The following is a 24,280-nucleotide window of genomic DNA, read 5'->3' as shown; positions in this document are numbered from 1 at the left end:
CATCAGACCCCGACAGGATGTGTCATGCGCCCCCACCTCGCCCGCGCCTTCCTGCTCCCCCTCATCTCCCTCGCGGCCCTGCTCCTCTCCCTGCTGGCCGCCCCGCCCAGTCCCGCCGCCTCAGGAGCCCCACCCATGACGCAGCAGAAGCCCGAACAGCGACCCGAGCCCAAGTCGACGCAGAAGTACGCCGGTTACCTCTTCGCCTACTTCACCGGCGAGGGCACTGCCGACGGTGAACAGATCCGGTACGCCCTCAGCCGTGGCGACGACCCGCTGCACTGGCGGGAGTTGAACGCGGGCAAGCCGGTACTGACCTCCACCACCGGGGAGAAGGGGCTGCGCGACCCGTTCGTGATCCGCTCCCCCAAGGGTGACAGGTTCTACATGATCGCGACCGACCTGCGCATGTACCGCAACAGCAGCGGCAGTTGGGACGACGTCCAGCGGCACGGCAGCAAGTCGATCATGGTCTGGGAGTCGACCGACCTGGTCCACTGGACCGACCAGCGACTGGTGAGGGTGTCCCCCGACGCGGCCGGCAACACCTGGGCGCCCGAGGCCTACTACGACAGGAAGCTCGGCTCGTACGTCGTCTTCTGGGCGTCGAAGCTGTACGCCGACGAAGACCCCGGGCACACCGGCTCGACGTACAACAGGATGATGTACGCCACGACGAAGGACTTCCGCACCTTCAGCGAGGCGAAGGTCTGGGACGACCCGGGATACTCGGTGATCGACTCGACCGTCGTGGAGCACAAGGGGACCTACTACCGCTACACGAAGGACGAGCGGGACCCCGCCTCCAGCTCTCCCTGCGCCAAGTTCATCACCGGCGAGAAGTCGACGAGTCTGACCTCGACGAAGTACGACCTGGTCGCGGACTGCATCGGCAGCGGCGCGATGGACCGCGGTGAGGGCCCGACGGTGTTCAAGTCGAACACCGAGGAGAAGTGGTACCTGTTCATCGACGAGTACGGCGGTCGCGGCTACGTCCCCTTCGAGACCACCGACCTCGACTCGGGCAGGTGGACCGCGTCCACCGACTACCAGCTGCCCGCGAGTCCCCGGCACGGCACGGTACTTCCGGTGACGGGGAAGGAGTACGACCGCCTGCTGGCCGCCTACCCGGCGACGCCCACCTCGGTCGTGGACGTGACGGCGAAGGGCCGGAAGGGCTACTCGATCGTCACCGACGCCTCGTCGAAGGTCGTGCTGCCGATGCGCCCCGGCACCGATCTCACACGTCTCGCACCGGAGTTGACCGTGGGCGCGGGCGCCACGGTGACCCCGGGGTCCGGCACCCGGCGCGACTTCCGGGGGCCGCAGACGTACACGGTGAGGGCGGCGGACGGCACGACCCGCGTCTGGACCGTCGAGGCGGTGCCGACCGGAAGTCCCGTGCTGCCCGGCCTCAACGCCGACCCGGACGTGCGCTATCTGAACGGCGAGTACTGGATCTACCCGACGACCGACGGCTTCAACGGCTGGAGCGGGACACGGTTCAGGGCGTACTCGTCGAAGGACCTGGTCCACTGGAAGGACCACGGCGTCATCCTCGACCTCGGCGCGGACGTGTCGTGGGCCGACAAGTACGCCTGGGCGCCCGCCATCGCCGAACGGGACGGCAAGTACTACTTCTACTTCTGCGCCGAGCAGCAGATCGGTGTGGCGGTGGCGGACTCCCCCGCCGGCCCCTTCAAGGACGCGCTCGGCAAGCCCCTGGTGTCGAAGGGCGGTTCGCTGCAGGGCCAGATGATCGACCCGGCGGTCTTCACCGACGACGACGGAACGTCGTATCTCTACTGGGGCAACGGCCACGGCTACGTGGTGCCGCTGAACGACGACATGGTCTCGTACGACGCGTCGAAGGTGCGGGACATCACCCCGGACAACTTCCGCGAGGGATCCTTCGTGATCAAGCGGAACGGCACGTACTACTTCATGTGGTCCGAGGACGACACGCGCAGCGAGAACTACCACGTCGCCTATGCGACGGGACCGTCCCCGCTCGGCCCGTGGACCAAGAAGGGGACGATCCTGTCCAAGCGTCCCGAGTACGGCGTCCTCGCCACCGGCCACCACTCCGTGGTGAACGTCCCCGGCACCGACGACTGGTACATCGTCTATCACCGGTTCGCCCTGAACGGGCCGGGGAAGGCGGGCGGGGACGGTATGCACCGTGAAACCACCATCGACCGCATGGAGTTCGCGGCCGACGGTTCGATCCGGCCGGTGGTACCGACCCTCACGGGGATCCGGCCGGTCAGGAACTCCGGGTAGATCCGGGTGAACTAGCTGACGAAGTACGTCGGGTTCGGGAGCTTGTACGTCTTGTCGGCGTAGCCACCCTCCAGGTCCGAGTACTGGTCACCGAAGTTGGCGATGACGTCGTAGCCGAGGTCCTCGATGTGCTTGCGGGTACCGGACTTGTACTGCACGGTCGTGCAGGTCCAGGTACCCGGGGTGGCGCAGGCGCTCAGGTAGGCGGGCGGGTTGGCCGCGTCCTTGAGGAACATGTGGGCGGCGTCGAGGTTGATGTCGGCGCCGACCTTCTTCAGGTTCGCGACGGCCGCGTCGCGCTGCGACTCCTTCAGGCCGGAGTTGTAGAACACCTCGACGCCCTTGGCCTTGGCGTAGGCGACCAGCTCGGGCGTGCCGAAGACGGCCGGGCGGTCGGCCTTGGCCACGTACTCGGTCCAGGTGGCCGAGTTGTAGGTGTAGTTGGTCTTCTTCTCGTAGTCGAGGGAGAGCAGCAGCGTGTCGTCGATGTCGAAGACGACCGCGGGCTTCTTGCCCTTGTGCGGCTTCTTGTGCGCCGCCTTGTCGATGTACCGCTTGGCCGACGACTCGATCTGAGCGAGGTCCTTGGCGTACTGGCTGCTCGTCGAGGCCTGGTAGACACCGTTGGCGTCGAGCGCGGTGCCGTAGTAGGTGTCGATGTCCTTGACCAGGAGCCCGATGTTGTAGGGCTCGTGGGTGGAGTTCGCCGTGGACTGACCGGCGGTGGCCGCGCCGGTGCCGTACAGCGTGGCGCCTGCGACGGCGCAGGCGACGGTGATCGTCGCGAAACGGAGTGTCTTATGCATGACAGGTTTCTACGCGCGTCACCCTTCCGGTTGCCAGACCTTTTACCTGATCCATATCAAGTCAATAGGGGTGGGAAACCAGCCATAGGGAGTGAGGGGCGCGGCAGCGGCGCCGCGCCCCTCCTCCGTCTCGCAACCCGCCCTGGCGGACGGTCAGTTCATCGTCGCCCCGATCGTGCTGCTGCCCGTCGTCAGGAACGTCGTCGCGGGCAGCGTCCCGTCCGACGCGCGGGCGTTGAACGTGGTCGACGCGTTCGTGGACACGAAGGACGGGGTCGAGATCCCGGAGTCCCAGTTGTTGCCGGACGAGGTGACCGACGAGCCCTTGCTCACCGAACCCGAACTGTTGCTCACGGCCAGGTTCTTGCCGAGTTTGGCCGCTCCGGTGGCGAAGTAGTAGCCCCACTTGGCGTTGGCGTAGGCGGTGGTGCGGTTGATGACGATGGCGCCCTTGTTGCTGTTCTCGGTGAAGCCGTTGCCCGCGTTGTCCCAGGCGGCCGAGTTGTTGATGACATGGGCCACGGTCTCGCCGTCGCCGCCCAGCTTGTAGCCGTTGCCGTCGCCCGCGAACGCCGAGTCGGACCAGCGGTTTTTGCCGTTGCCCATCGACCAGGTGTGCTCGACGGTGACGGGGGACGAGAAGGACCAGAAGTCGATCCCGTCGTCCGAGTTGTTGTAGAGGCGGGCGCCGGTGATGAGGTTGCCGGTGCCGGAGCCGAACTTCACGGCGATCCCGTCGGCGTTCTCGCCGTGGTTGGCGGGGTCGTAGTGGCCGTACGAGTCGATGTTCCTGACGGTGTTGTTGGTGGTGTTGTCGCCGGTGAGGGTGAAGCCTGAGTCGCCACCGTTGATGGTCTTGATGTTGCTCCAGACCGTCGAGGCACATGACTGGCAGACGACCGCACTGTCCGGCGAGTTCTGGAACGTGATGTTGGAGACGGTCCAGTAGTCGGCGGTCAGCTTGAAGATCCAGTCGCCGTCGGGCAGGTTCGACCCGTCGATCTTGACGGTCTCCGAGCCGTACGGCTGGAGGTAGATCCGGCTGGCGGAGGTGCCGTTGGCCGTCGACTGAAGGGTGGCCGTCGGGTAGTACGTGCCCGCCCGCACCTGGATGGTGGTGCCGGCGGCGGCGCCGGAGATGGCACTGCTCAACTGGGCGGAGGTGGAGACGACCACCGTCGCTGCCTGGGCGGGGGTGGGGAGTACCGCGAGTCCGACACCGGCGGTGGTGACGGCGAGAGCGGTCAGGGAGCTTTTGACGCGGGTGATACGACGCATGACGTGCGGGTCCTTTCGTCGTAACGGGGAGGGGAGTTGGGGAGGTGGAGGAAAGCGGTGGGGGGTGTGCGTGGGGGGTTGGGCAAGCGGTAGGGGGCGGGCGGTGGGGGCTAGAGGACGGCGTCCAGCCATGAGAAGACGTCGTCCTGCATGGGTGCGGTGAACACATGGCCGAGGTCGGGCCAGATCCTGGTGTGCAGCCGCTCCCCGGCGCGGCGTGAGCGCCAGACGGCGCGCAGCTTCTCGTGGGCCACGCGTACGCCCTCCGCCGGGAACAGCGGATCCTGGGCGCCGTGGAAGAACAGCATCGGCCTGGGTGCGGCGATGCTCGCCACGTCGGGGAAGTCGAGATGCCGGGCCAGCCCGGGGTGGAGCATGTGGTAACTGGACTGGCCGCGCAGGGTGTTGTTGCCGGGGACCATCATTTCCTTCAGCCCCGTCATCCAGCAGACACTGGCCGCGGCGGCGATGTCGTCGCTGAGCGCGGCGGTCTGCCAGGCGCGGAAGGCGCCCATGGAGAACCCGACGGCCGCGACCCGCCGCCGGTCCACGCGGTCGAGTCCGGCGAGGAAACGGGCGGCGCGTACGTCCTCGCGGGCCATGAGTCCGGCGAGGGACGAGCCGAGGTTGTACAGGTTGCTCGCCAGGGCCTGCTGCTGGTCGTAGGCGAGGGGGCCGCGGTCGGCCCAGCCGAGCGCGTCGAGCGCCAGCACGACGTAGCCGCGCCGGGCGAGTTCGTCGCCGACGAAGCGTCCGCTGAAGTACCGGTCCGCCCAGGCCTGTGCGGAGGCGAGCCGGGTGTCGTCGTACCAGGGCCTGACCAGCTTCTCCTTCCCGATGTCGAACTTCGCCCCGTGGTCGTGGAGCAGCAGTACGGCGGGGAAGGGGCCGGGGCCGTGCGGGGTGAGCAGGGCGCCACGCACCGGCTCGTACCGGGTGAGGGCGAGGGTCACCAACTCCCTTGTGTAGGACGGTGCTTCGCTGCGGTCGCTGAACTCCGGGCCGTACGGGGTCCCCTCGCCGTCCGGCTCGACGAGCAGCGTCTCCTCCACCTTGGCGCGGGCGATGCGGCGCCAGGCCCGGAAGTCACGGACGCCCGATCTGCCCCAGGCGAGCGGGAAGTCCAGCTCGTCCTTGAGCGCCGGATGGAAGCCGGGCAGCGGGCCGTCGACGACCGCCGACTCGGACCCCGGTGCCGCCTGCGCGGGTTGGACGGCGGCGCCGCCCATCAGCGCCGCCCCCGCTCCCACGACGAACGTCCGCCGCCCCACCGCCGGGTCACGGCCGGTCATACGGGCACCAGTCCCCGAGATACGTCCGCCGCGTGTGCTCGTCGGCCTCCGCCGCCGTGAGTTGCGGCCGGTTCTCCGGCGCCGTGATCACCGCGCCCGGACCGGAGTTGGCGTACTCCCGAAAGCGCATGGTCTGCCAGGGATAGGCCTCGCGCATGTTGATGTACGGGGTGACGGCGTCGATGCCCGGGCCGAGCCAGGTGTCCCGGACGACCAGCGAGGGCCAGGCCGTTGTCTCGTACGACGGCACCCAGGGCCGGGCGATCTTGTACGCGCCGTCCTCAGCGCCCGAGGTGACCAGTCCGCGCACGGCGAGGAAGCCGTAGGGGTTGGCGCGGGCCGTGGCGGGGGCGAAGACCATGCCCTCGGGTCTGAAGGCGACGTCCCGGTCGAGGGTGTGGAAGTGGCAGCGTTCGAAGACGGCCCGTGCCCGCCCGAAGACGAAGTCGACGTCGCCCTCGATGTAGCAGTCCCGGTAGTAGTGCCGGTCGAAGGCGGTCAGTGCCGTCGTGTCCGCGAACAGGGTGTCCTGGTGGGCGAGGAACCGGACCCGGCGGAACTGCGACCTGTCCCCCGTGACGTACGCGGCGACGGCCTGTGTCCCGGTGATCTCCGGGTGATCGGCGCGCAGCCAGTCGTTGGCGAGGGTCAGGTCGCGGACGGTCAGGTCGGGCGCCGCCGAGGTGAAGGTGGCGGAGCCGGCGGTGCCGTAGGTGCCCGAACCGTCGGGTTTCTGGGTGCCGTTGGCGTTGTCGTGGACGATGACGGCGTCGCGCGGATCGCGGGTGGCGCCACGGATCGTCAACTCGGCTGCTTGGGCGGGGATGTTGACGACCTCGCGGTATGTCCCCGGGTGGACGACGATCGTGCGGCCGACCTCGCCGGTCGCGACCACCGCGTCCACGGCGGCCTGGACGGAGCCGCCGGGACGGACATGCAGGACGCGGTGCGCGGCGGACGCGAGGGCGGGAGCCGTACCGGCGGCGGCAAGGCCTGCCGTGAGCCCGGTGAGCAGGGTGCGTCGGCGCATCTCAGCACCACCGCCCGCGCCACGGTGTCCAGTCGCCGAGGTAGGCCTCACGGGTCGCCGACTCGGCTTCGGTGGCGTCCAGTTGGGGGCGGTTCTCGGCGATGACGATCCTGGCGCCGGGGCCCGTGTTCCGGTACTCGGCGAACCGCTGGCTCTGCCACGGGTAGGTGTCCGACATGTTGGTGTAGGGCGCGAACGCGTCGATGCCGGGGCCGAGGTGGGTGTCCCGGACGGTGAGCATCGGGCGGGCGGTGGTGTCGGAGCTGGGCACCCAGGGGCGGGCCAACTTGTAGGCGGCGTCCGGGGCTTCACTGGTGACGCGGCTGCCGGTGACCAGGTAGCCGCGCGGATTGGTGCCCACGGTGGAGGGCGCGAAGACGAAGCCGTAGGGGGTGCCCGCAAGGTCGGTGCGGTTGAGGGTGCGGAAGTGGCAGCGCTCGTACACGGCGGTGGCCCGGCCGAAGACGAAGTCGACGTCCCCTTCGGCATAGCAGTCCGCGAAGTACTGCCTGGCGTACGCCTCACGGCTCATCGAGTCGGCGTACAGGGTGTCCTGGTGGCCGAGGAACCGGCAGTGGTGGAACGCCGCCCGGTCGCCCTGCACCTTGATGGCGACGGCCTGGGTCCCCGCGATCTCCGGGTGGTCGGCGCGCAGCCAGTCGTTGGCGAAGGTGATCCAGCGGGCCGTGAAGTCGGCGGCCTGGACGAGGGTGGTGGCGGAGCCGGTGGTGCCGTAGGTGCCGCCCCCCGGTTTCGGGGTGCCGGCGGCGTTGTCGTGGACGATGACGACGTCGCGCGGGTTCTCGGAGGCGCCGATCAGGGTCAGTTCCGTACGGGCGGCCGTGACGGCGACGGTCTCGCGATAGACGCCCGGGGCGACGACCAGCGTGAATCCGCTGCCGCTCACGGCTGTCACCGCTGCCTGTACGCCGGTGAAGTCGCCGGTGCCTGCCACATCGACGTACAGGGTCTGTTCGGTCAGGCGGCGGGACGGGGAGCCGTAGCGGCCGAACCGGGTCCGGCCGGCCGCGCGGGCGGGGGCCGCGAGCCCCAGGGCCAGTGCGGCCCCGGTGCTCGCGGCGACGAACGACCGTCTGCTCAACGGGAGTTCAGGGCTCGCCATGATCAGCAGACCTTGCCCGCGCCGGCACCGCGGTTGACGACGGACGGCACCGCGCGCGGCGAGTCGACCTTTGTCCGGAGGGTGGGTGTCCAGCCGGCGCCGGACTGGAGGGTCTCCTCGGGGATCTCCGCGTTGTGGACGGCGATCAGGTCGGTCAGCCGGCCGTTGACGTAGTTGTTCACGGCGGTGAGCGGGGACTCCTTCCACTTCTTCAGCACCTTGCCGACACTGGCGCCGGCGGGCAGCGAGATGGCGTTGTCGCTGGCGTACAGCTGCGAGGAGATGCCGACACCGAAGAGGTAGTAGTCGGCCTTCTGCGCCTCGCCCACCACGTAGCTGTTGTTGTAGACGTCGACCTGACCGAAGCGCACGCGCGGGGAGCGCTGCAGGATCCCGTCGAACTTGTTGTGGTGCATGGTGACCTTGAGCTTGCCGCCGTCGGTCGAGGCGGTGCTGTCGCTGTTGCCGATCAGCATGTTCTTGTCGTGGTCCTTGAAGGAGTTCCAGGACACGGTGACGTAGTTGGCGCCGCGCACGATGTCGGTGAGCCCGTCGTGCTGCTGGAAGACCTTGCCGAAGTAGCTCGGCCGCTCGCTGTCGGGGTAACGGCCGTCGGTGAGGGTGTTGTGGTCGATCCACACGTGGTCGGTGCCGTAGACCACCACGGCGTCGTACTCGGAGTTCCAGTTGCCGGTGTTGTTGTCGTCGGTCGGGTCCCACTTCGGGAAGCAGTCGAGCGGGGCCTCGATGGTGAGGTTGCGCAGGATGACGTTCGAGACGGCCTTGATCTGGAGGCTGCCGCCGAGGATGCCGGAGTTCTTGCCGACACCGACGATGGTGGTGTTGCTGGGGATGGCGGCCTTGATGACGCTGTCCTGGTTGGCGGCGGACGCGACCCTCGCGTCCTCCTGCGGACCGCTGGCGACCTTGTCGTTGCCCCAGACGGCCGGGTCGTAGTCCTTGAGGTACTGCTGGAGGTCGTAGCCCCCGGTGGTGAAGGCCTCGCAGCCCTCGGACACGGCGTCGATCATGCCCTTGACTCTGATGATCTTGGGGGCGCTGCCGCCGTCCGCCAGTGCGGCCTTGAACTGTGCCCAGGTGGTGACGGTGTAGACGTGGTCGGCGTCGGCGGCCGAACCTCCGGTCGTGCCGCCCGTGTCGGACCCCCAGCCGTCACCGGCGGCGAGCGTCTGGCGGCCGAGGTCGGGGGCCGGAGCGGCCTGGGCGGCGGGACCGGTGACGGTGAGGACGAGGGCCGTGCAGCCGAGCAGGACGGCGGCCTTCATGGTGACATGATCATGACATGCGCGAACGTTCATGATGCGGCTCTCTTTTCGGTGAACGGGGCGGAAGGTCTTGGGGTGGGTGCTAGACGGCGGCCGACGGCCAGGTGATCCAGGACTCCGGGATCGCGTCGTCGAGGCGGCGCACGTCCCGGCGCGCCAGCACCCGTCGCCGTACCAGCTCGGCGGCGACGAGCCGGGCCACCGCGATGGCACCCGGCGGATTGAAGTGCGTGTTGTCCTGCTCGGTCGGCGTCCAGTTGAAGTACTTCTTCGTCTCCTCGACGCCCAGCTCCTGCCAGAGCGCGATCGACAGGGCCTGGATGTCGAGCAGCGGGACGCTCTCCTCCCCGGCGAGCGCACGCATCGCCGCCGGGTAGTCGCCGTGGGTCGGCACCGCGTTGCCGCTCGCGTCGAACTTTCTCCGCTCGACGGACGTGGCGAGCACCGGCCGGGCACCACGGGCCCGCGCGCCGTCGATGTAAAGCCGCAGAAAGTCCTGGTACGTCGTCCAGGGCTCGGTGTACCGGACCGGGTCGGCGATCTTCTCGTCGTTGTGCCCGAACTGGATGAGCAGGAGGTCACCAGGGGCGATGACATCGAGAATGGCGTCGAGACGCCCCTCGTCGACGAAACTCTTGGAACTGCGCCCGTTCACCGCGTGGTTGGCGACGACCAGATCCTTCCGCAGAAAGAAGGGAAGCGCCATTCCCCACCCGGTCTCCGGGGCGGCGTCAGCGAATTTCTGGGCGGCGGTGGAATCACCGGCGATGTAGAGAGTGCGAGAACGGCGACCGGAATGCGCGGAGGCACTCTCCGAGGCGGTCAGGGCGAGAGGAACGGCAGCGATTGCGGCTGCGGCCACTTGTCTACGGCTAAGAGACACGACGGTGTGCCTTTCACATGGGGGCAGCCACCCGCGCCCCGTTTTCAGGGGCGCGGGGAACTGCGCGACCAGCCACGGCGAACCCGCAGCCGAAATACGACCTAACTCACCTGCTCGTTCCACTCAGCCTGCGCAGCGTTCAACTGCTCGGCCAACGTGTCCAGGAATTCCTTCGCACTCATCTTCCCGAGCAGCACCTTCTGGTAATTGGGCTCGTTGTCCGCCTTGGAAAGGGTGTTCCAGTCAGGCAGGTAGTACGGCAGCTGCACGATCTTGGTGTCGGCCCCGTTCAGCGCCTCCGCCGCCAGCTTCGTCGGCTCGGCCTTCTGGACCCACTCGTCCTTCGCGGCCTCGGTGTTCGCCGGTATCTGCCCTGCGGACTTGTTGTACTTGGAGTTCTCCTCGTGCGAGACGGCGAACTCGACGAACTTCCAGGCGGCCGTCTTGTTCTTGCTGGACTTGAAGACGCTCAGCCCGTCCACCGGGTTGGAGATCTGCACCCGGCTGCCGTCGTCCTGGGTCGGGCTGGGAATGCCCCGGAACTTGTCGGCGCCCAGTGCCTTCAGGTGATCCTGATAGGAGCCGAGATTGTGGCTCAGCATCCCGATGTCACCGCTGTCCCACTGGGCGACCATCTTGGCGAAGTCGTTGTTGACGTCCGCGGACGGGGTGTCCTTCTTGTACAGGGCGACGTACTTCTCCAGGGCCGCCACCATCTTCGGGTCGTTGACGGTGGTCTTGTCGCCGTTCCAGAACGAGCTGATGCCTGCCTGGCTGTACGCCGCGTCCAGGGCCGGCGCGATGGAGCCCTCTCCGCCGCGGATGGTGAAACCGAACTCGTTCTTGCCCTTGTTCGTGAGCTTGTCGGCGGCTTCGTAGAACTTCGTCCAGGTGGTCGGAGCTTCCAGGCCGGCCTTCTCGAACAGGTCGGTGCGGTACCACAGAGTGCCGTTGTTGGACGAGGTCGGGATCTGGTACAGGCTCTTACCGCCGCCCGCCGCCCGGCTGCTTTCCAGCAGATTCTGGTTCAACTCGCCGTTCAGCGCGCTGTCCTTGAGTCGGCTGTCCAGCGGCTCCAGTGCGCCCTGGACCGCGACCCCGGCGAGCATCGCTGTGCCCACCCCGCCGACGTCGGGCAGGCCACCGCCCTGGATGGCGGTGTCGTACTTGGACTGGGCACTCGCGGCGGGGATGCCGACGTACTTGACCTTGATGTTCGGGTTCGCCTTCTCGAAGTCCGCGATGATCTCCTTCCAGATGTCGGTGCGGACACCACCGTTGTTGTCCCAGAAGGTGATCTCGCCCTTCCCCGAGCCCTCGTTGCCCTTGTCCCCGGCCGCTCCGCTGCCGTCGTCACCGCAGGCGGTGGCGGTCAGGGCGAGAACGGAACCGAGGGCCACGGCGATGGCCGCGCGCCTGCTTCTGCGGATGCTGATCTTCATTGGTCGGCACTCTCTCTTCTGGGTCGAACTCTTCTGGATCAGTCGGAACTGTGAAGTTGTGGGGGGTCAGCGGCGGGCGTACGGAGCCCAGCCGTCCGTGCCGCGCAGATACTCGGCGACGGTGTACGAGGCGGCGTCGGCCTCGCTCAACTGCGGCCGGTCGGCGGTCACTCGGGCGCCGGGTCCGTAGGTCCCGTACTCGGTGAAGCGGGCGTCCCTCCAGGAGAAGCCGCTCATGTCGGTCCACGGCGAGGCCTTGATCGCGGCGGGCAGCTCGGTGTCCCGGAAGAGGACCTGGGCCACGGCGTTCGGCTCGCCGCCCGGGTGCCAGGGCCGGCCGAGGTGGAAGGAGTCGGCGGGGGCGTCGCTCACGACCTTCGAGCGCGTGATCAGGAAGCCGTACGGATTGCCCGTCCAGGTCGAAGCGGCGGTGATGTAGCCGTTGTTGGTGGCGGAGCCGCGACTCAGCGCGCGGATCACCGACCGCTCGACGACGGTCGTCGCCCGCCCGTAGATGAAGTCGACGTCGCCCTCGATGTACGAGTCGCGGACGTAGACCCGGCTGATCACGTCCAGCTTGGGGCTGTCGGTCATGAGGGTGTCCTGGTTGCCCAGGAAGGCGGTGTTCTCGAAGACGATGCGGTCACCGGTCGTCTTCGTCGCGAGCGCCTGCTCGCCCTTCAGCTCCACCGAGGCCTCGTCGAAGTCGTTGCTGAAGGTGAGGTTGCGGGCGGTGACGTCGTTGGCGGCGATCCGCACCGTGGCGCTACCCGTCGAACCGCCGTACTCGGCAGGCGTGTTGTACACGATGACGGTGTCGGAGCGCTTCCGCCCGGTGCCCTGGAGCAGGATGTTCGACTTGCCGGCCGGGATGAACACCTTCTCCCTGTACGTGCCCGGCGCGACGGCGACGGTCACCGGGCCGGCGTTGCCGACGGGCACGGCGTCGACAGCGGCCTGGACGGTCGGATAGTCGGCGGGGACGTCGAGCGTCACCGTGGCGCCGATCCGTGCCTGCGGCCCGGAGAAGCGCTTGACCAGCGCCGGTACGGCGGCGGCCGGGTCCAGCCGGTACGCGTAGAAGTCACGCGGTTCGAAGGCGGTGCCCCAGGTGTCCTGACGCCCGCTGACGTTCCTCAGGATCGACCCGCGCTGCACCAACTCGGCGGTGGCGTCCGCCTGGTAGGGGTGCTGGACCCCGTCGTAGTAGCTGTTCTCGATGACCATCCTCGTCCGGCCGCGCGACCAGTTCCCGTACGTCCAGACGGGATCGCCGTCGGCGACCTGTGCCGACACGTAGTTGTTGTAGAGGTGCGCGTAGGCGCAGTTGTCGGCGGAAGGGTTGCGCTGCTTCGTGCCCGTGAACCAGTTGTGGTCGATGGTGATCTGGGTGAGCACGTTGGGCGTCCAGCCGATCCCGAACGCCTTGTTGTGGTTGGCGAACTGGTTGTCGGAGACGGTGATGTACTGGCTGTCCTTGCGGATGTCGAGCAGACCGTCGCCCATGTGCGCGAAGCGGTTGTGGTCGATCCAGACATGGTCGACGGTGTCCATCTGGATGGCGTCGAAGTCGGTCGTCTTGCCGTCCCAGTCGCCCTCGACGTACGAGTCACGGATCGTCAGATTGCGGATGATCACGTTGCGCGTACCCGGATTGAGGTGCAGCTCGCCGTGGACGATCTCGCCGGTGTCCCCGACGCCGATGATCGTCTTGTTCGAGGCGACGACGACATCGGAACCGAAGGGCGCCACGGCGACCGAGCCCGCCACCCGGATGACGTACGGCTCCTCGGCCGCCGCGTACCTCACCAACGAGGCCTGGTCGGTGACCGTGACGACCTTGCCGCCCGCGCCACCGGTGGTGCCACCGGCGAGGGAGGCGAAACCGTGCGGCCGGTCCGTCCAGCGGGCGGCTGTCGTCGCGGAGGTCTTGGCGGCAGCGGCTTCCGTGGCGGCGGTCTCCGTGGCGGCGGGTGCGGCGGCCGTCGCCACGTCCACCGCTCCCAGGGTCAGGGCAGCCGCCAGACCCATGACGGTGGCCAGGGTTCTACCGGCTCCCGGCAAGCGCTTGCTAGGGAAGTGCGTCATTGCGGCTCCCAACAGGCATACGAATGAGGTGGGTTACGGGGACGTGACTCTGAACCGCGTGAACGTGGCCGCGCCGGCGTGTCCCCCGCCGACGGGCGCGAGCGCGAAGAGCCCGAGCAGGGCACCGACCCAGCGCCAGGGGGTGGCCGCGAACACCGGTCCGGACGTCTCCCAGCCGTCCCCGGTGCCGAGGTCGTACGCGAACCGGCAGCGGGCCCCCGCCCCGATCCCGATCCGCAGCCGGACCCGCCCCTCGGGAGCCACCCGCGGCCGACTCGCGTCCCGCTCCCGCTCGGCGACGGACTCCGCGAACCGGTGGACGAGCCGGACCGTCCCGTCGTCCGCCCGCTCCAGGCCGATCCAGCCGAAGGAGTCGCCCAGCAGGGCCAGCCCGGCCCGCGCTCCCGGCTCCTCGCTGTCGAGCCGCAGCCCCACCTCGGCCTCGCAGGCGACGCCCGGCAGCCGCTGGGTGAGGATGTTCGGGAGTTTCCGCAGGTCATGGGCGTCGGCGCCGCGTACGCAGCTCAGCCGCAGCCCGTCCCCCGAGTGGTGGGTGGCCCAGCCGTCCTGGGGGTTGGCCGTCCACTGCCACTGACGGCCGTACCGTCCGCCGGGGAAGTCGTCGTCGGTGGCGGGCGCGGCGGGCGGCTGCGCCGGCAGATCGGGCTTGCGGTGTACGGCGACGGGAGCGCCGGCGTCACCGATGACGGGCCAGCCGTCGACGCCCCAGCTCATCGGCTGAAGGTGTACGACACGGCCGTACGGGCCGCGCTGCTGGAAGTGGAGGAACCAGTCCTCGCCTGCCGAGGTGCGCACCCAGCCGCCCTGGTGGGGCCCGTTGACGTCGGTGTCCCCCTGCTCCAGGACGATCCGCTCCTCGTACGGCCCGAAGAAGTCACGGGAACGCAGGGCGCCCTGCCAGCCGGTCTCCACTCCCCCGGCGGGTGCCAGGATCCAGAACCAGCCGTCGTGCCTGTAGAGCTTCGGGCCCTCAAGGGTGAACCAGCCGGGGATGCGGTCGCCGTCGACGATCACCTTGCCCTCGTCCAGAAGTCCCGTGCCCTCGGGGTGCATTCGGTGGCCGGTGAGCCTGTTCTTCACGCCCGACCGGGACTTGGCCCAGGCGTGCACGAGATACGCCTCGCCGGTCTCCTCGTCCCACAGGGGGCACGCGTCGATTAACCCCTTGCCCTCCTTGACCAGGTGCGGGCTGGTCCAAGGGCCGCGTACGGCCGGGGCGTTGACCTGGAAGATGCCGTGGTCGGGGTCGCCCCAGAAGATCCAGAACCGCTCGTCGTGATGGCGGAGCGAGGGCGCCCAGACCCCGCAGTCATGGCGCGGGACCCTGAACTCGTCGGCCGGCCGCAGGCGTTCGAGGGCATGGCCGACGAGGGACCAGTTGACGAGGTCCCGGGAGTGGAGCAGGGGCAGGCCGGGAGCCCGGCCGAAGCTGGACGCGGTGAGGTAGAAGTCGTCGCCCACGCGCAGGACGTCAGGGTCGGACCAGTCCGCGTTCAGGACCGGGTTGCGGTAGGTCCCGTCGCCGAGATCGGCACCGGTGATCACGCGCTCACCGCCTTCCGTACGAGAGCCGCGGCCTCGCCCCGGTCGAGGCGCCCGTCGGCGACCACGGTGACGATCCGGCGTACGGCGGTCTCACCCGGCCCGATCGACAGCCGCTCGGCGGACGCGAGCGACGAGCCGACCCCCGGGTACTCCTCGGCCCGGACGAACCACGGGTCGCGGCGCGTCTGTTCGGTGGCGCCGGCGAAGACGAGCGTCCAGTTGGCGCCGGCCAGGGCGAGCCAGTCGGCGCGGGTGCCGTGGACCGCCGACTCGCCCTCGGCGGCGGACGTGAAGACGTCGGGGGTGCCGGCCTCCTTGCGCGCCCGCCAGAAGAAGCCGCCGTAGGCCGCGCCGGGGCGGCCGTTGGTGGCCGGGCTGCCGATGGAGAGGGGCGCGGAGGTGATGTTGGTGAGGGAGAACGTGAAGTCCAACGCCCAGGCGGAGGCGGTGAGTTCGGTGGCGGCGACCGTACGGCGTTCGCGCAGCAGCTCACCGCCGCCGACCATCCAGCGGAGTTCCTCGACGAAGCCGTCGGGGTCGCGGAGCTGGTAGGCGGTGTGCCGCTGGGCGCCGTGGTTGTCCAGCTCGGTCGGCCCCTGGTCCCGTACGTAGGTGCGCCCGCCCCAGAAGTTGTGCCCCTCGACGTCGGGTATGGCGACACCGACGCCGAGGTGGTGGGTGTGGTCGGCGGGGCTGAGCTCGGTGACGGCGGTGCCGGCCAGGGTGGTGACGGGGTGCAGATAGGGGCGGGGCGCGTGGCGGATCGGCAGCTCCGGCCGGCCGGTGTAGCGGCCGACCGGGCGGCCCGCGACCCGCAGGACCAGCGACTCGTTGGGCAGCTGGTGCTGGTTCATCAGGTGCTCACCTCTTTCGGGAGCGCCCAGGAGGCGCCCAGCTCGGAGTAGAGGGAGAGGGTGTCGGCCGCCGCGGCGACCAGTCCGTCGATGCCGGGGACCACCCGGCGCGGGGCCTCGCCGGGCGCGAACTCCCATGCTTCCGCCGGGAGTTGGGCCGGGTCGGGGGCCTGTCGGATCGCCTCGACGACCCGCATGAACGCGCCGGTCACGTCGGGCACGACCAGCAGTTCGACGCCCTCGGTGAGGTGGTCGACGAGGTTCTCCAGCAGGTCGGTGCGGTCGTACTCGTACTCCTCCGGGCCGTGTCCGGAGCGCTGGAGGAGTACGCGGTCCTGCTTGTACCAGAAGGTGATCCGGCCGCTGGTGCCGTGCACGAGGACGTACGGGTCGTCCGGGTGTTCGGCGCACAGGGTGGCGGCGACGGTGACCGGGATGCCGTTCGCGGTGGAGACGCGGACGCAGGAGGTGTCGTCGGACTCGATGTCGTTGGCGCGCAGCAGTTCGGTCTCGATGCCGGTGACGTCCTCGGCGCGGGTGTTGCCGCTGAGGGCGAGGCCGGTGGCGACGGCGTGCGCGAGCGGGTTGGTGAGGGCGCCGTCGATGACGTCCACACCGTTCAGCCTGCGCTTGCCGGCCCAGGGCGCGCGCCGGTAGTACGCCTCGTCGCGCGCCCACGCGCCCGCCCCGCCTACGCCGGTCACCGTACCGACGGCGCCCTCGGCGATCAGTTCCCGGATCGCGGACAGGGCGTGCGAGCCCAGCGACTGGAAGCCGATCTGGCAGGCGACCCCGGCCGCCGCGACCCCGTCGGCCATCCGCCGGAACTCCGCGTACGACGGCGCCGGCGGCTTCTCGAGGAGCAGGTGTACGCCCTTGGCGGCAGCGACGAGCGCGAGGTCGGTGTGGGTGGGAATCGGCGTGCAGATCACGGCGATGGCGGCGCCGGTGGAGTCGAGGAGCGCGCCGAAGTCGGCGGACTGCTCGGGCGTGCCGAGGCCCTCCAGCTCCTCGTCGGTCAGCGGGGTCAGCTCGCAGACGCCTGCCAGCCGGACGAGGCCCTTGTCCTGGAGCCGCCGGATGTTGGCGAGATGCCAGTGCCCGTGGCCGCGTGCTCCCGCGAGGACCACCGGAACCGGGGTGACCGGGGTGACCGGCGAAGTCGCCGTCGATGCGGCCGTCGGTGTCGTGTTCATGTGCGCCTCCCTGCGCCCGCGCCGCGTGCCACCTCTCGGTCGGCCGTGTCGGCGCTGTCGATCTTTGAGTGCAGGGTAGGCGGCCGGCCGGCGTCGGCTGTGAGGTCGGCTCGCGGAGGGCGTCTCATCCCTTCACCGCCCCCGCGCTGAAGCCGGTGATCAGCCACTTCTGGATGAAGGCGAAGACGATCACCACAGGTACGGCGGCGATGATGCCGCCCGCCGCGAGGGCGCCCAGGTCGACGCTGTCCGCGCTCATCAGGGTGTTGAGACCGACCGGGATGGTCTGCTTGCCCTGGTCGCTGAGGAACATCAGGGCGAACAGGAAGTGGTTCCAGGAGTGCACGAAGGCGAAGGAGCCGACGGCGATCAACCCGGGTCGCAGCAGGGGCAGTACGACGATCCGGAACGCGGTGAAGCGGTTGCAGCCGTCGACCCAGGCGGCCTCCTCCAGGGTGTACGGCACGTTCTTGATGAAGCCGCTGATGAGGATCATCGACAGCGGGAGCTGGAAGACCGTCTCGGCGATGATGACCGCGCCCAGCGAGTTGATCATCCGGAGCTCGGCGAAGATCTGGAACAGCGGCACCAGCAGCAGGGCGCCCGGCACGAACTGGGAGCAGAGCAGGGCCAGCATGAAGGCGCGCTTGACCTTGAAGTCGAAGCGGGCGAGGGCGTACCCGCCGGCCAGGGCGACGAGCGTCGTCATCACCAGGGTGGCGAGGCCGACGAGGATGCTGTTCTCGAAGTACGTGCCGAAGCTTCGCTCGGTCCACACCTTCTCGAAGTGGTCGTTGGTCATCGGCCAGGGGACCAGCGAGGTCGAACCGGCCGGGCGCAGCGCGAAGAGGAGGATCCAGTAGAAGGGGATGAGGGTGAAGACGAGGTAGATCCCGAGGGGGAGGTAGATCTGCCAGCGCGGGGCCTCGTCCCAGGCGCGGCGCTGCTTGTTCTGCGGGCGGGGCGGCTCGGGGACGTCGTCCACGGGCGTGGGCACGATCACGGTGGCTTCCTTGGTGATCACTTGTTCTCCCCTCCGAACTTGCTGAGCCGCAGATAGACGATCGAGAAGAAGAGCAGGATCACGAACGCGACCGTGGTGAGGGCGGAGGCGTAGCCGAAGTTGTGCGCGTCGACGCTGGTGTTGGCGATGTAGAGCGGGAGTGTCGTGGTCTCGCCGGCCGGCCCGCCACCCGTGAGGGTGTAGAGGAGGTCGACGTTGTTGAACTCCCAGACCGCGCGCAGCAGTGTGGACAGGACGATGGCGTCCTTGAGGTGCGGCAGCGTGATGTGCCAGAACTGCTTGAACCGGCTGGCGCCGTCGACCTCGGCGGCCTCGTACAGGTCCTTGGAGACGGACTGGAGGTCGGCCAGGATGAGGATCGCGAAGAAGGGCACGCCTCGCCAGAGGTCGGCGACGATCGCCGCCGGGAACACGGTGGAGGTGTCCGACAGCCAGCTTGTGCCGTACGCGCCGATGCCGGCGTCGGCGAGGTAACGGGTGATGCCCGTCTGGGAGTTGTAGAGCAGTACCCAGATCGCGGAGGTGAGGACTCCCGAGACGGCCCAGGGCGAGAAGACCAGCGCGCGGCCGATCGACCGCCCCACGAAGGTCTGGTTGACGATGAGCGCGAGTGCCAGACCGAACATCAGCTGCAGGCCGACCTCGACGACGACCCACTTGCCGCTGAAGACCAGCGTGTCCCAGAACTGGGGGTCCTTGGTGAAGGCGTGCGTGAAGTTGTCGAAACCCGCGAAGCCGTTGCGCCAGGGCTTGGTGGGGTTGAAGTTCTGCAGGCTGTAGTAGAAGACGCTGAGGACCGGGTAGGCGATGAAGCCCAGCATGAGCAGGGCGGCCGGTGCGATCAGCAGGTAGGGGAGCCTTCGCGGCGTCGCGGAGGCACGCCGGCGCCGGGGTGGCGTGGGCGGTTTCGCCACGACTGCGGCTTGGGCCATGACTGTTCTCCGTTCTCGGTACGTCGTGCGTGCGTGCGGACGTGCGTCGGGCAGGAAGCGCTTTCTCGCTGTGCGGAGGTCGGCCCCTTTCGCGGTACGGGGTGCCTCTTGCGGTGGTGCGGCGGGCGCGGGTGCGCAGTGGCCTTTCGCGCAGTTCCCCGCGCCCCTGGGTGGGCTGACTCAACCTGCGTAAGGATCTGGGGACTTGCCCGGCCTGGCCAGGAACTCGAAGTCGCAGCCGGTGTCGGCCTGGGTGATCTGCTCGTTGTAGAGCGCGCCGTAACCGCGCTCGTACCGTTCGGCCGGCGGCGTCCACTCCGCCCGCCTGCGCGCCAACTCATCGTCGTCCACGTTGAGTTGGAGCGACCTTCCCTCGACGTCGAGGGTGATGGTGTCGCCGGTGCGGACGAGCGCGAGCGGCCCGCCGACATGCGACTCGGGGGCCACGTGCAGCACGCACGTGCCGTAACTGGTGCCACTCATCCGGGCGTCGGAGATCCGCACCATGTCCCGTACACCCTGCTTGAGCAGGTGGTCGGGGATGGGCAGCATCCCGTACTCGGGCATGCCCGGGCCGCCCTTGGGTCCGGAGCCGCGCAGCACCAGGACGGTGTCGGCGGTGATGTCCAACTCCGGGTCGTTGATGGTGCGTTGCATGGTGCGGTAGTCGTCGAAGACGACCGCGCGCCCGGTGTGCTTCAGCAGGTGCGGCTCAGCCGAGATGTGCTTGATGACGGCGCCGTCCGGACAGAGGTTGCCGCGCAGGACGGCGACCCCGCCCTCGCTCGCGACCGGCCTGTCACGCGGCCGGATGACCTCGTCGTTGTGCACCTGTACGCCGTCGAGCTGCTCGCGCATGCTGTCGTACGACACCGTCGGCCGGTCGAGATGCAGCAGGTCGGTGATCCGGGAGAGGAAGCCGGGCAGGCCGCCGGCGAAGTGGAAGTCCTCCATGAGGTACGTCTGTCCACCGGGCCGTACGTTGGCGAGTACGGGCACGGTCCGCGCTATGCGGTCGAAGTCGTCGAGGGTCAGCCGGACACCGGCCCGGCCCGCCATGGCGATCAGATGGATCACGGCGTTGGTGGAACCGCCGAGGCCGAGGACGGTCGTGACCGCGTCGGTGAAGGCGTCGGCGGTGAGGATGTCGCTCAACCTGCGGTCCTGGTGGACCAGTTCGACGATCCTGAGGCCCGATGCGGCGGCCATCCGGTCGTGCCCGGAGTCGACCGCGGGGATGCTGGACGCCCCCGGCACGGTCACCCCGAGCGCCTCGGCGGCGGCGGTGAGCGTGGACGCCGTACCCATGGTCATGCAGTGACCGGGGGAACGGGCGAGCCCGCTCTCCAGCTCCGTCATCTCGCAGTCGCCGATGAGCCCGGCGCGCTTGTCGTCCCAGTACTTCCACATGTCGGTGCCGGAGCCGAGGACCTCGTTGCGCCAGTGCCCCGGCAGCATGGGCCCGGCCGGCACGAAGACGGCCGGCAGATCGACGGACGCGGCACCCATCAGCAGGGCGGGCGTCGACTTGTCGCAGCCGCCCATCAGGACGGCCCCGTCGACCGGGTACGAGCGCAGCAGCTCCTCCGTCTCCATGGCGAGGAGGTTGCGGTAGAGCATGGGGGTCGGCTTCTGGAAGGTCTCGCTGAGCGTGGAGACCGGGAACTCCAGGGGGAATCCGCCCGCCTGCCACACGCCCCGCTTCACGGCCTGCGCCCGGTCACGGAGGTGCACATGACAGGGGTTGATGTCCGACCAGGTGTTGAGGATCGCGATGACGGGCTTGCCGAGGTGCTCCTCGGGCAGATAGCCGAGCTGGCGGGTACGGGCCCGGTGACTGAAGGAGCGCAGCCCGTCCGTCCCGTACCACTGGTGGCTTCGCAGCTCCTCCGGTGCTTTTCGTGCCTGTCCGGGCTTCATATGGACCACCCGGCGGCTATCTCGGCGACCTCGGCACGTTCGTCCTCGGGCAGCGCGCGGCTCGGCGGGCGGACGTCGCGCCGGCACAGGCCGAGGGAGGCGAGGGCCTCCTTGACGACGGTCACGTTGTTCGCGGAGGCGTTGGCGCCGCGCAGCTCCTCGAAGCGGCGGATCTGCTCCCAGACCTTCATGGCGCCCGGGAAGTCACCCGACCGAAGCGCTTCGATCATGTTCAGCGAGACGGCCGGGGCGACGTTCACCAGGCCGGAGGTGAAGCCGGTGGCGCCGGCCGAGAAGTAGGAGGGCGCGTAGGGCTCGGCGAGCCCGGCCACCCAGACGAAGCGTTCGAGGCCGGCGTCCCGGGCGAAGGCGGCGAACCGGGCGGCGTCCGGGACGGCGTACTTCACCCCGATGACGTTGGGGCAGACATCGGCGAGTTCGGCGAGCCGGAGCCCGCTGAGCGAGGCGTTGCGAATGTACGGAACGACGCCCAACTCCGGTACGGCCTCGGCGATGGCCCGGTGGTAGTCGACCCAGCCGCCTTCGGACACGTACGGGTGGATGGGCTGGTGGACCATCACCATCGCGGCCCGGTTGTCCCGGGCGTGCCGGGCGGCGGCCACCGCGGTCGGTACGTCGTGGCCGACGCCGACGAGGATCACGCTCCGGTCGCCGACCTCGTCGACGGTCAACTCGGTGACCAGGCGCCGCTCTTCGGGAGTCAGGGTGTAGAACTCGCCCGTGTTGCCGTTCGGCGTGAGGGTGGTGATGCCGCCGTCGACCAGTCGGCGCAGCAGGGCCCGGTGAGCACTCTGGTCGACGGAGCCGTCCTCGGCGAACGGGGTCACCGGGATCGCCACCACGTCGGCCAGGGCCGCCCGTTGGGCCTCGAACGCCACGCCGCTCATTCCTGACCGCCCTCTCCCTGGACCTCGGACTCCCCTGCGGGGTAAGCCCGTTGCACGAACGACTCGATATGGGCGTGCAGGGCGCGCGCCGCACCGTCCGAGTCACCGGCCAGGGCGAGCCGCAGGATCTCCCGGTGCTCGTCCGCCTCCCGCTCCCACGACGGGTTGGCGGCCCAGGCGACGGCGGAGACCAGGGCCGCCTGGTCGCGCACCTCGTCGAGCATCCGGCCGAGCAGCGGATTGCCGCACCGGACGTAGAGGGAACGGTGGAACTCCCGGTTGGCCAGGGACCGTTCGGCGGTGTCGGTGGCCTCGTCGGCCCTGGTCAGCGCATCACGAGCGGCGTCGAGCGAGGCTCCTCTGCGGACGGAACGTTTGAGGGCCTCCGGCTCCAGGAGCAGCCGTACGTCGTAGACCTCGCGCGCCATGTCCGCGTCCACCATGCGCACCGTGACGCCCTTGTACTGGTTCATCACGACGAGCCCGGTGCCGGCCAGTGTCTTGAGCGCCTCGCGCACCGGGGTCTTCGACACCCCGAACTGTGCGGCGAGCTCGGTCTCGACCAGGGCCTGCCCCGGCGTCAACTGTCCGGTGAGGATGCGGTGTTTGATCCCCTCCAGCACGAACTGCGTGCGGGACGGGATCGGCGTGGGCACAGAGGTCATGCGTGCCTCTCGGAGCTTGACGGACCTGACCCACCGGATCAGATCTCGCGTATCGGATCTCACATATCGCGTCTCATATATGACGTACGAAGTACGACGGCTTGAAGGTAGGAGGGGCGCCGTGTTTCGTCAACGCTTCTGACAAGAGAAGTTGAGAAGAGAAGTCGAGGAGACGCGCGGAACCGAACGTGTCCCGTGCGTCAGATGAGCTTCGTGGTGCCTTCGAACGCCGTGTCGGTGGGCCCGCCGAACACGGCGGCGGCTCGGTCGGTGGCCGCCTCGGGAGTGAGCGTGGGCCCGACGTGCGTGATGAGCAGCGAGGCGGCACCCTTCGCGTAGGCGCCCGCGTCCTCCGGCGTCAGGTGCACCTGTTCGCCATCGCCATCGTCGTGCCGGTCGATGTCGGCCTCGCACAGGAACAGGTCGGCGCCCCGGGCGAGTTCGGCGAGGGCGTCGCAGGGGCCGGTGTCCCCGGAGTAGGCGAGAGCCTTCCCCTGCGACTCGGCCCGCAGCCCGTACGCCTCGATGCCGTGGGAGACGGCCCGGCTCGTGAGGCGCAGGTTCCAGTGCCGGACGGTGTGGCCGTCGTGCAGCGGCCTGAAGTCGAGGATTCCGCTCAGGAAGCCGAGGTTGGGCTGTCCGAAGAACCCGGCGATCCGGCGCGCGCACTCGCGAGGCGCGTAGACGGGAATGGGTGCGGGCGGGGTGAGCCCGCCGTATGCGAACCCGTAGACAGCGGCCAGCAGATCGGCGTTGTGATCGGCGTGCAGATGGGAGATCCAGATCGCCGTGAGGCGGGCGGGATCAGTGTGCCGCTGCAACTCCGCGAACGTTCCGGGCCCGGCGTCCACCCACACCTCGGCACCGCCGCCGCGCACCAGATAGCCGGAGCAGGGGCGTCCCGGCGCCGGATGCGGAGAGGCGGTGCCGAGGACGGTGAGGCTCAGGGGCATGCCCGGAGCGTACGGGGCGGTGCGGGCGGCTGTACGGGGTTTGGCACGCGTTGCGGGCGGTGACAGGCCACCCGCTCCCGGTCACTCGGCCGTCCACCTCGGATCCCGTCCGCTGAGCCCGATCACCCGGTCCAGCAGCGGAGCGTCGTCCGGCACCGGGACGACGGGGCCGAAGACGCCGGCCCCTCCGCTCTGGTCGACAGCGGCGGCCAGGAAGCCGTGGGCCGCTTCCACGGCGGCCGGATCGGGCTCGTACTCCTGCCCGGTGGCGCGGGCCAGATCCCAGCCGTGGACGACGAGTTCGTCGGCCGCGACGGCCGCGGCGACCGCGCCCGGCAGTGTCACGCCACCGGCGCGGGTCTCGCCGGTCCAGGCTGCCGGGTCGCGCCAGGCGTCGGCGAGTTCGTCGAGCGCCTTCGGCAGGCTCTCGCGCCAACCGTCCGCGATGTCGGGCACGGCATCGGCCGGGCTGGTGTCCGTCGTCGCGCCGAGGTCCTTGCGCGCGGCGTCACGGAAGGCGACGGCCAGTCCGGCGACATGCCCCAGGAGATTGCGCACGGCGTACGCCGGACACGGCGTCCCGGCCGCGAGCCGCTCGTCGGTCACCCGCTCCGCGAGCCGGGCCACGATCCGGGCCTGCGGTCCGAGGTCGAGGGTGGTCGTCCGGTCGGTCATGGGTTTCTCCTCAGGGCTGGTCGGCACGGCAGGGGGTAGACCGCCGCCGTGGGCGAAACTCATCGCCCCTCACTCC

Annotated in this window: 20 protein-coding genes; 1 reads left to right on the top strand and 19 read right to left on the bottom strand. The window is 69.3% G+C overall.

From position 1 onward, the window contains the following. The first annotated feature begins 24 nt into the window (after positions 1-24). Positions 25-2,283, top strand: coding sequence for a family 43 glycosylhydrolase (locus tag PV734_RS37080; RefSeq protein ID WP_319293799.1), 2,259 nt, complete (start codon positions 25-27; stop codon positions 2,281-2,283). An 11-nt stretch (positions 2,284-2,294) separates the two neighbouring features. On the opposite strand, the gene PV734_RS37075 is transcribed toward PV734_RS37080, so the two are convergent. The 19 genes from PV734_RS37075 to PV734_RS36985 all read right to left on the bottom strand — a co-directional run bounded on the left by PV734_RS37075 (position 2,295) and on the right by PV734_RS36985 (position 24,204). Then, positions 2,295-3,089, bottom strand: coding sequence for an HAD family acid phosphatase (locus tag PV734_RS37075; protein ID WP_319093793.1), 795 nt, complete (start codon positions 3,087-3,089; stop codon positions 2,295-2,297). Between the two features lie 153 nt (positions 3,090-3,242). Next, the gene (locus PV734_RS37070; RefSeq protein WP_319093792.1) at positions 3,243-4,367 is read right to left on the bottom strand and encodes a right-handed parallel beta-helix repeat-containing protein; all 1,125 of its coding nucleotides are present in this window, start codon (positions 4,365-4,367) and stop codon (positions 3,243-3,245) included. A gap of 110 nt (positions 4,368-4,477) precedes the next feature. After that, a complete protein-coding gene (locus PV734_RS37065; RefSeq protein ID WP_319293797.1) occupies positions 4,478-5,659 on the bottom strand; it encodes a dienelactone hydrolase family protein in 1,182 nt (393 codons plus the stop codon). Beyond that, positions 5,646-6,689 carry a pectinesterase family protein gene (locus PV734_RS37060; protein ID WP_319293795.1) on the bottom strand — a complete coding sequence of 348 codons (1,044 nt, stop codon included), beginning with the start codon at positions 6,687-6,689 and terminating at the stop codon, positions 5,646-5,648. The genes PV734_RS37065 and PV734_RS37060 overlap by 14 nt, the downstream gene beginning before the upstream one ends. Before the next feature lies 1 nt (position 6,690). Continuing rightward, positions 6,691-7,812 (bottom strand): pectinesterase family protein, encoded by a 1,122-nt coding sequence (locus PV734_RS37055; RefSeq protein ID WP_319293793.1) that lies wholly within the window; start codon positions 7,810-7,812, stop codon positions 6,691-6,693. Positions 7,813-7,814: 2 nt separating this feature from the next. Then, on the bottom strand, positions 7,815-9,131 hold the full coding sequence (locus tag PV734_RS37050; RefSeq protein ID WP_319093788.1) for a pectate lyase: 1,317 nt from the start codon (positions 9,129-9,131) through the stop codon (positions 7,815-7,817). Positions 9,132-9,180: 49 nt separating this feature from the next. Beyond that, complete coding sequence (locus PV734_RS37045; RefSeq protein WP_319093787.1) at positions 9,181-9,981, bottom strand: rhamnogalacturonan acetylesterase; 801 nt, start codon at positions 9,979-9,981, stop codon at positions 9,181-9,183. Between the two features lie 101 nt (positions 9,982-10,082). Next, positions 10,083-11,423 (bottom strand): sugar ABC transporter substrate-binding protein, encoded by a 1,341-nt coding sequence (locus PV734_RS37040; protein ID WP_319093786.1) that lies wholly within the window; start codon positions 11,421-11,423, stop codon positions 10,083-10,085. Between the two features lie 66 nt (positions 11,424-11,489). Further along, positions 11,490-13,511 (bottom strand): pectinesterase family protein, encoded by a 2,022-nt coding sequence (locus PV734_RS37035; protein ID WP_319093785.1) that lies wholly within the window; start codon positions 13,509-13,511, stop codon positions 11,490-11,492. A 33-nt stretch (positions 13,512-13,544) separates the two neighbouring features. Further along, positions 13,545-15,077, bottom strand: a complete 1,533-nt coding sequence (locus PV734_RS37030) for a glycoside hydrolase 43 family protein (RefSeq protein ID WP_319293791.1) — start codon at positions 15,075-15,077, stop codon at positions 13,545-13,547. Beyond that, complete coding sequence (locus PV734_RS37025) at positions 15,074-15,931, bottom strand: PmoA family protein (protein WP_319093782.1); 858 nt, start codon at positions 15,929-15,931, stop codon at positions 15,074-15,076. The genes PV734_RS37030 and PV734_RS37025 overlap by 4 nt, the downstream gene beginning before the upstream one ends. Further along, complete coding sequence (locus PV734_RS37020; protein ID WP_319093781.1) at positions 15,931-17,127, bottom strand: Gfo/Idh/MocA family oxidoreductase; 1,197 nt, start codon at positions 17,125-17,127, stop codon at positions 15,931-15,933. Before PV734_RS37020 ends, PV734_RS37025 begins: the two co-directional genes overlap by 1 nt. A gap of 124 nt (positions 17,128-17,251) precedes the next feature. Beyond that, on the bottom strand, positions 17,252-18,151 hold the full coding sequence (locus PV734_RS37015) for a carbohydrate ABC transporter permease (RefSeq protein WP_415924325.1): 900 nt from the start codon (positions 18,149-18,151) through the stop codon (positions 17,252-17,254). Next, on the bottom strand, positions 18,148-19,083 hold the full coding sequence (locus tag PV734_RS37010) for a sugar ABC transporter permease (protein WP_319093780.1): 936 nt from the start codon (positions 19,081-19,083) through the stop codon (positions 18,148-18,150). The genes PV734_RS37015 and PV734_RS37010 overlap by 4 nt, the downstream gene beginning before the upstream one ends. Before the next feature lie 180 nt (positions 19,084-19,263). After that, positions 19,264-21,003, bottom strand: a complete 1,740-nt coding sequence (gene araD / locus PV734_RS37005; RefSeq protein ID WP_319293789.1) for an L-arabinonate dehydratase — start codon at positions 21,001-21,003, stop codon at positions 19,264-19,266. After that, positions 21,000-21,911 (bottom strand): dihydrodipicolinate synthase family protein, encoded by a 912-nt coding sequence (locus PV734_RS37000; protein WP_319093778.1) that lies wholly within the window; start codon positions 21,909-21,911, stop codon positions 21,000-21,002. The genes araD and PV734_RS37000 overlap by 4 nt, the downstream gene beginning before the upstream one ends. Next, positions 21,908-22,576: a GntR family transcriptional regulator gene (locus PV734_RS36995; protein WP_044473595.1), complete on the bottom strand. Its 669-nt coding sequence runs from the start codon at positions 22,574-22,576 to the stop codon at positions 21,908-21,910. Before PV734_RS36995 ends, PV734_RS37000 begins: the two co-directional genes overlap by 4 nt. A 200-nt stretch (positions 22,577-22,776) precedes the next feature. Further along, positions 22,777-23,529, bottom strand: a complete 753-nt coding sequence (locus tag PV734_RS36990; RefSeq protein ID WP_319093777.1) for an MBL fold metallo-hydrolase — start codon at positions 23,527-23,529, stop codon at positions 22,777-22,779. An 81-nt stretch (positions 23,530-23,610) separates the two neighbouring features. Further along, positions 23,611-24,204, bottom strand: a complete 594-nt coding sequence (locus PV734_RS36985) for a TIGR03086 family metal-binding protein (protein ID WP_319093776.1) — start codon at positions 24,202-24,204, stop codon at positions 23,611-23,613. Between the last annotated feature and the right edge of the window lie 76 nt (positions 24,205-24,280).

This window comes from Streptomyces sp. AK08-02 (assembly GCF_033795085.1).
Lineage (GTDB): Bacteria > Actinomycetota > Actinomycetes > Streptomycetales > Streptomycetaceae > Streptomyces > Streptomyces echiniscabiei.
The sequence above is the reverse complement of the archived record's forward strand: the minus strand, read 5'-3'. Positions and strand labels throughout refer to the sequence as shown.

Bases quoted from the DNA above. Each gene is read 5' to 3' on its own strand.
- PV734_RS37080 (WP_319293799.1), top strand. From the start codon at position 25: ATGCGCCCCCACCTCGCCCGCGCCTTCCTGCTCCCCCTCATCTCCCTC.
- PV734_RS37075 (WP_319093793.1), bottom strand. From the start codon at position 3,089: ATGCATAAGACACTCCGTTTCGCGACGATCACCGTCGCCTGCGCCGTC.
- PV734_RS37070 (WP_319093792.1), bottom strand. From the start codon at position 4,367: ATGCGTCGTATCACCCGCGTCAAAAGCTCCCTGACCGCTCTCGCCGTC.
- PV734_RS37065 (WP_319293797.1), bottom strand. From the start codon at position 5,659: ATGACCGGCCGTGACCCGGCGGTGGGGCGGCGGACGTTCGTCGTGGGA.
- PV734_RS37060 (WP_319293795.1), bottom strand. From the start codon at position 6,689: ATGCGCCGACGCACCCTGCTCACCGGGCTCACGGCAGGCCTTGCCGCC.
- PV734_RS37055 (WP_319293793.1), bottom strand. From the start codon at position 7,812: ATGGCGAGCCCTGAACTCCCGTTGAGCAGACGGTCGTTCGTCGCCGCG.
- PV734_RS37050 (WP_319093788.1), bottom strand. From the start codon at position 9,131: ATGAACGTTCGCGCATGTCATGATCATGTCACCATGAAGGCCGCCGTC.
- PV734_RS37040 (WP_319093786.1), bottom strand. From the start codon at position 11,423: ATGAAGATCAGCATCCGCAGAAGCAGGCGCGCGGCCATCGCCGTGGCC.
- PV734_RS37035 (WP_319093785.1), bottom strand. From the start codon at position 13,511: ATGACGCACTTCCCTAGCAAGCGCTTGCCGGGAGCCGGTAGAACCCTG.
- PV734_RS37025 (WP_319093782.1), bottom strand. From the start codon at position 15,931: ATGAACCAGCACCAGCTGCCCAACGAGTCGCTGGTCCTGCGGGTCGCG.
- PV734_RS37020 (WP_319093781.1), bottom strand. From the start codon at position 17,127: ATGAACACGACACCGACGGCCGCATCGACGGCGACTTCGCCGGTCACC.
- PV734_RS37010 (WP_319093780.1), bottom strand. From the start codon at position 19,083: ATGGCCCAAGCCGCAGTCGTGGCGAAACCGCCCACGCCACCCCGGCGC.
- araD (WP_319293789.1), bottom strand. From the start codon at position 21,003: ATGAAGCCCGGACAGGCACGAAAAGCACCGGAGGAGCTGCGAAGCCAC.
- PV734_RS37000 (WP_319093778.1), bottom strand. From the start codon at position 21,911: ATGAGCGGCGTGGCGTTCGAGGCCCAACGGGCGGCCCTGGCCGACGTG.
- PV734_RS36995 (WP_044473595.1), bottom strand. From the start codon at position 22,576: ATGACCTCTGTGCCCACGCCGATCCCGTCCCGCACGCAGTTCGTGCTG.
- PV734_RS36990 (WP_319093777.1), bottom strand. From the start codon at position 23,529: ATGCCCCTGAGCCTCACCGTCCTCGGCACCGCCTCTCCGCATCCGGCG.
- PV734_RS36985 (WP_319093776.1), bottom strand. From the start codon at position 24,204: ATGACCGACCGGACGACCACCCTCGACCTCGGACCGCAGGCCCGGATC.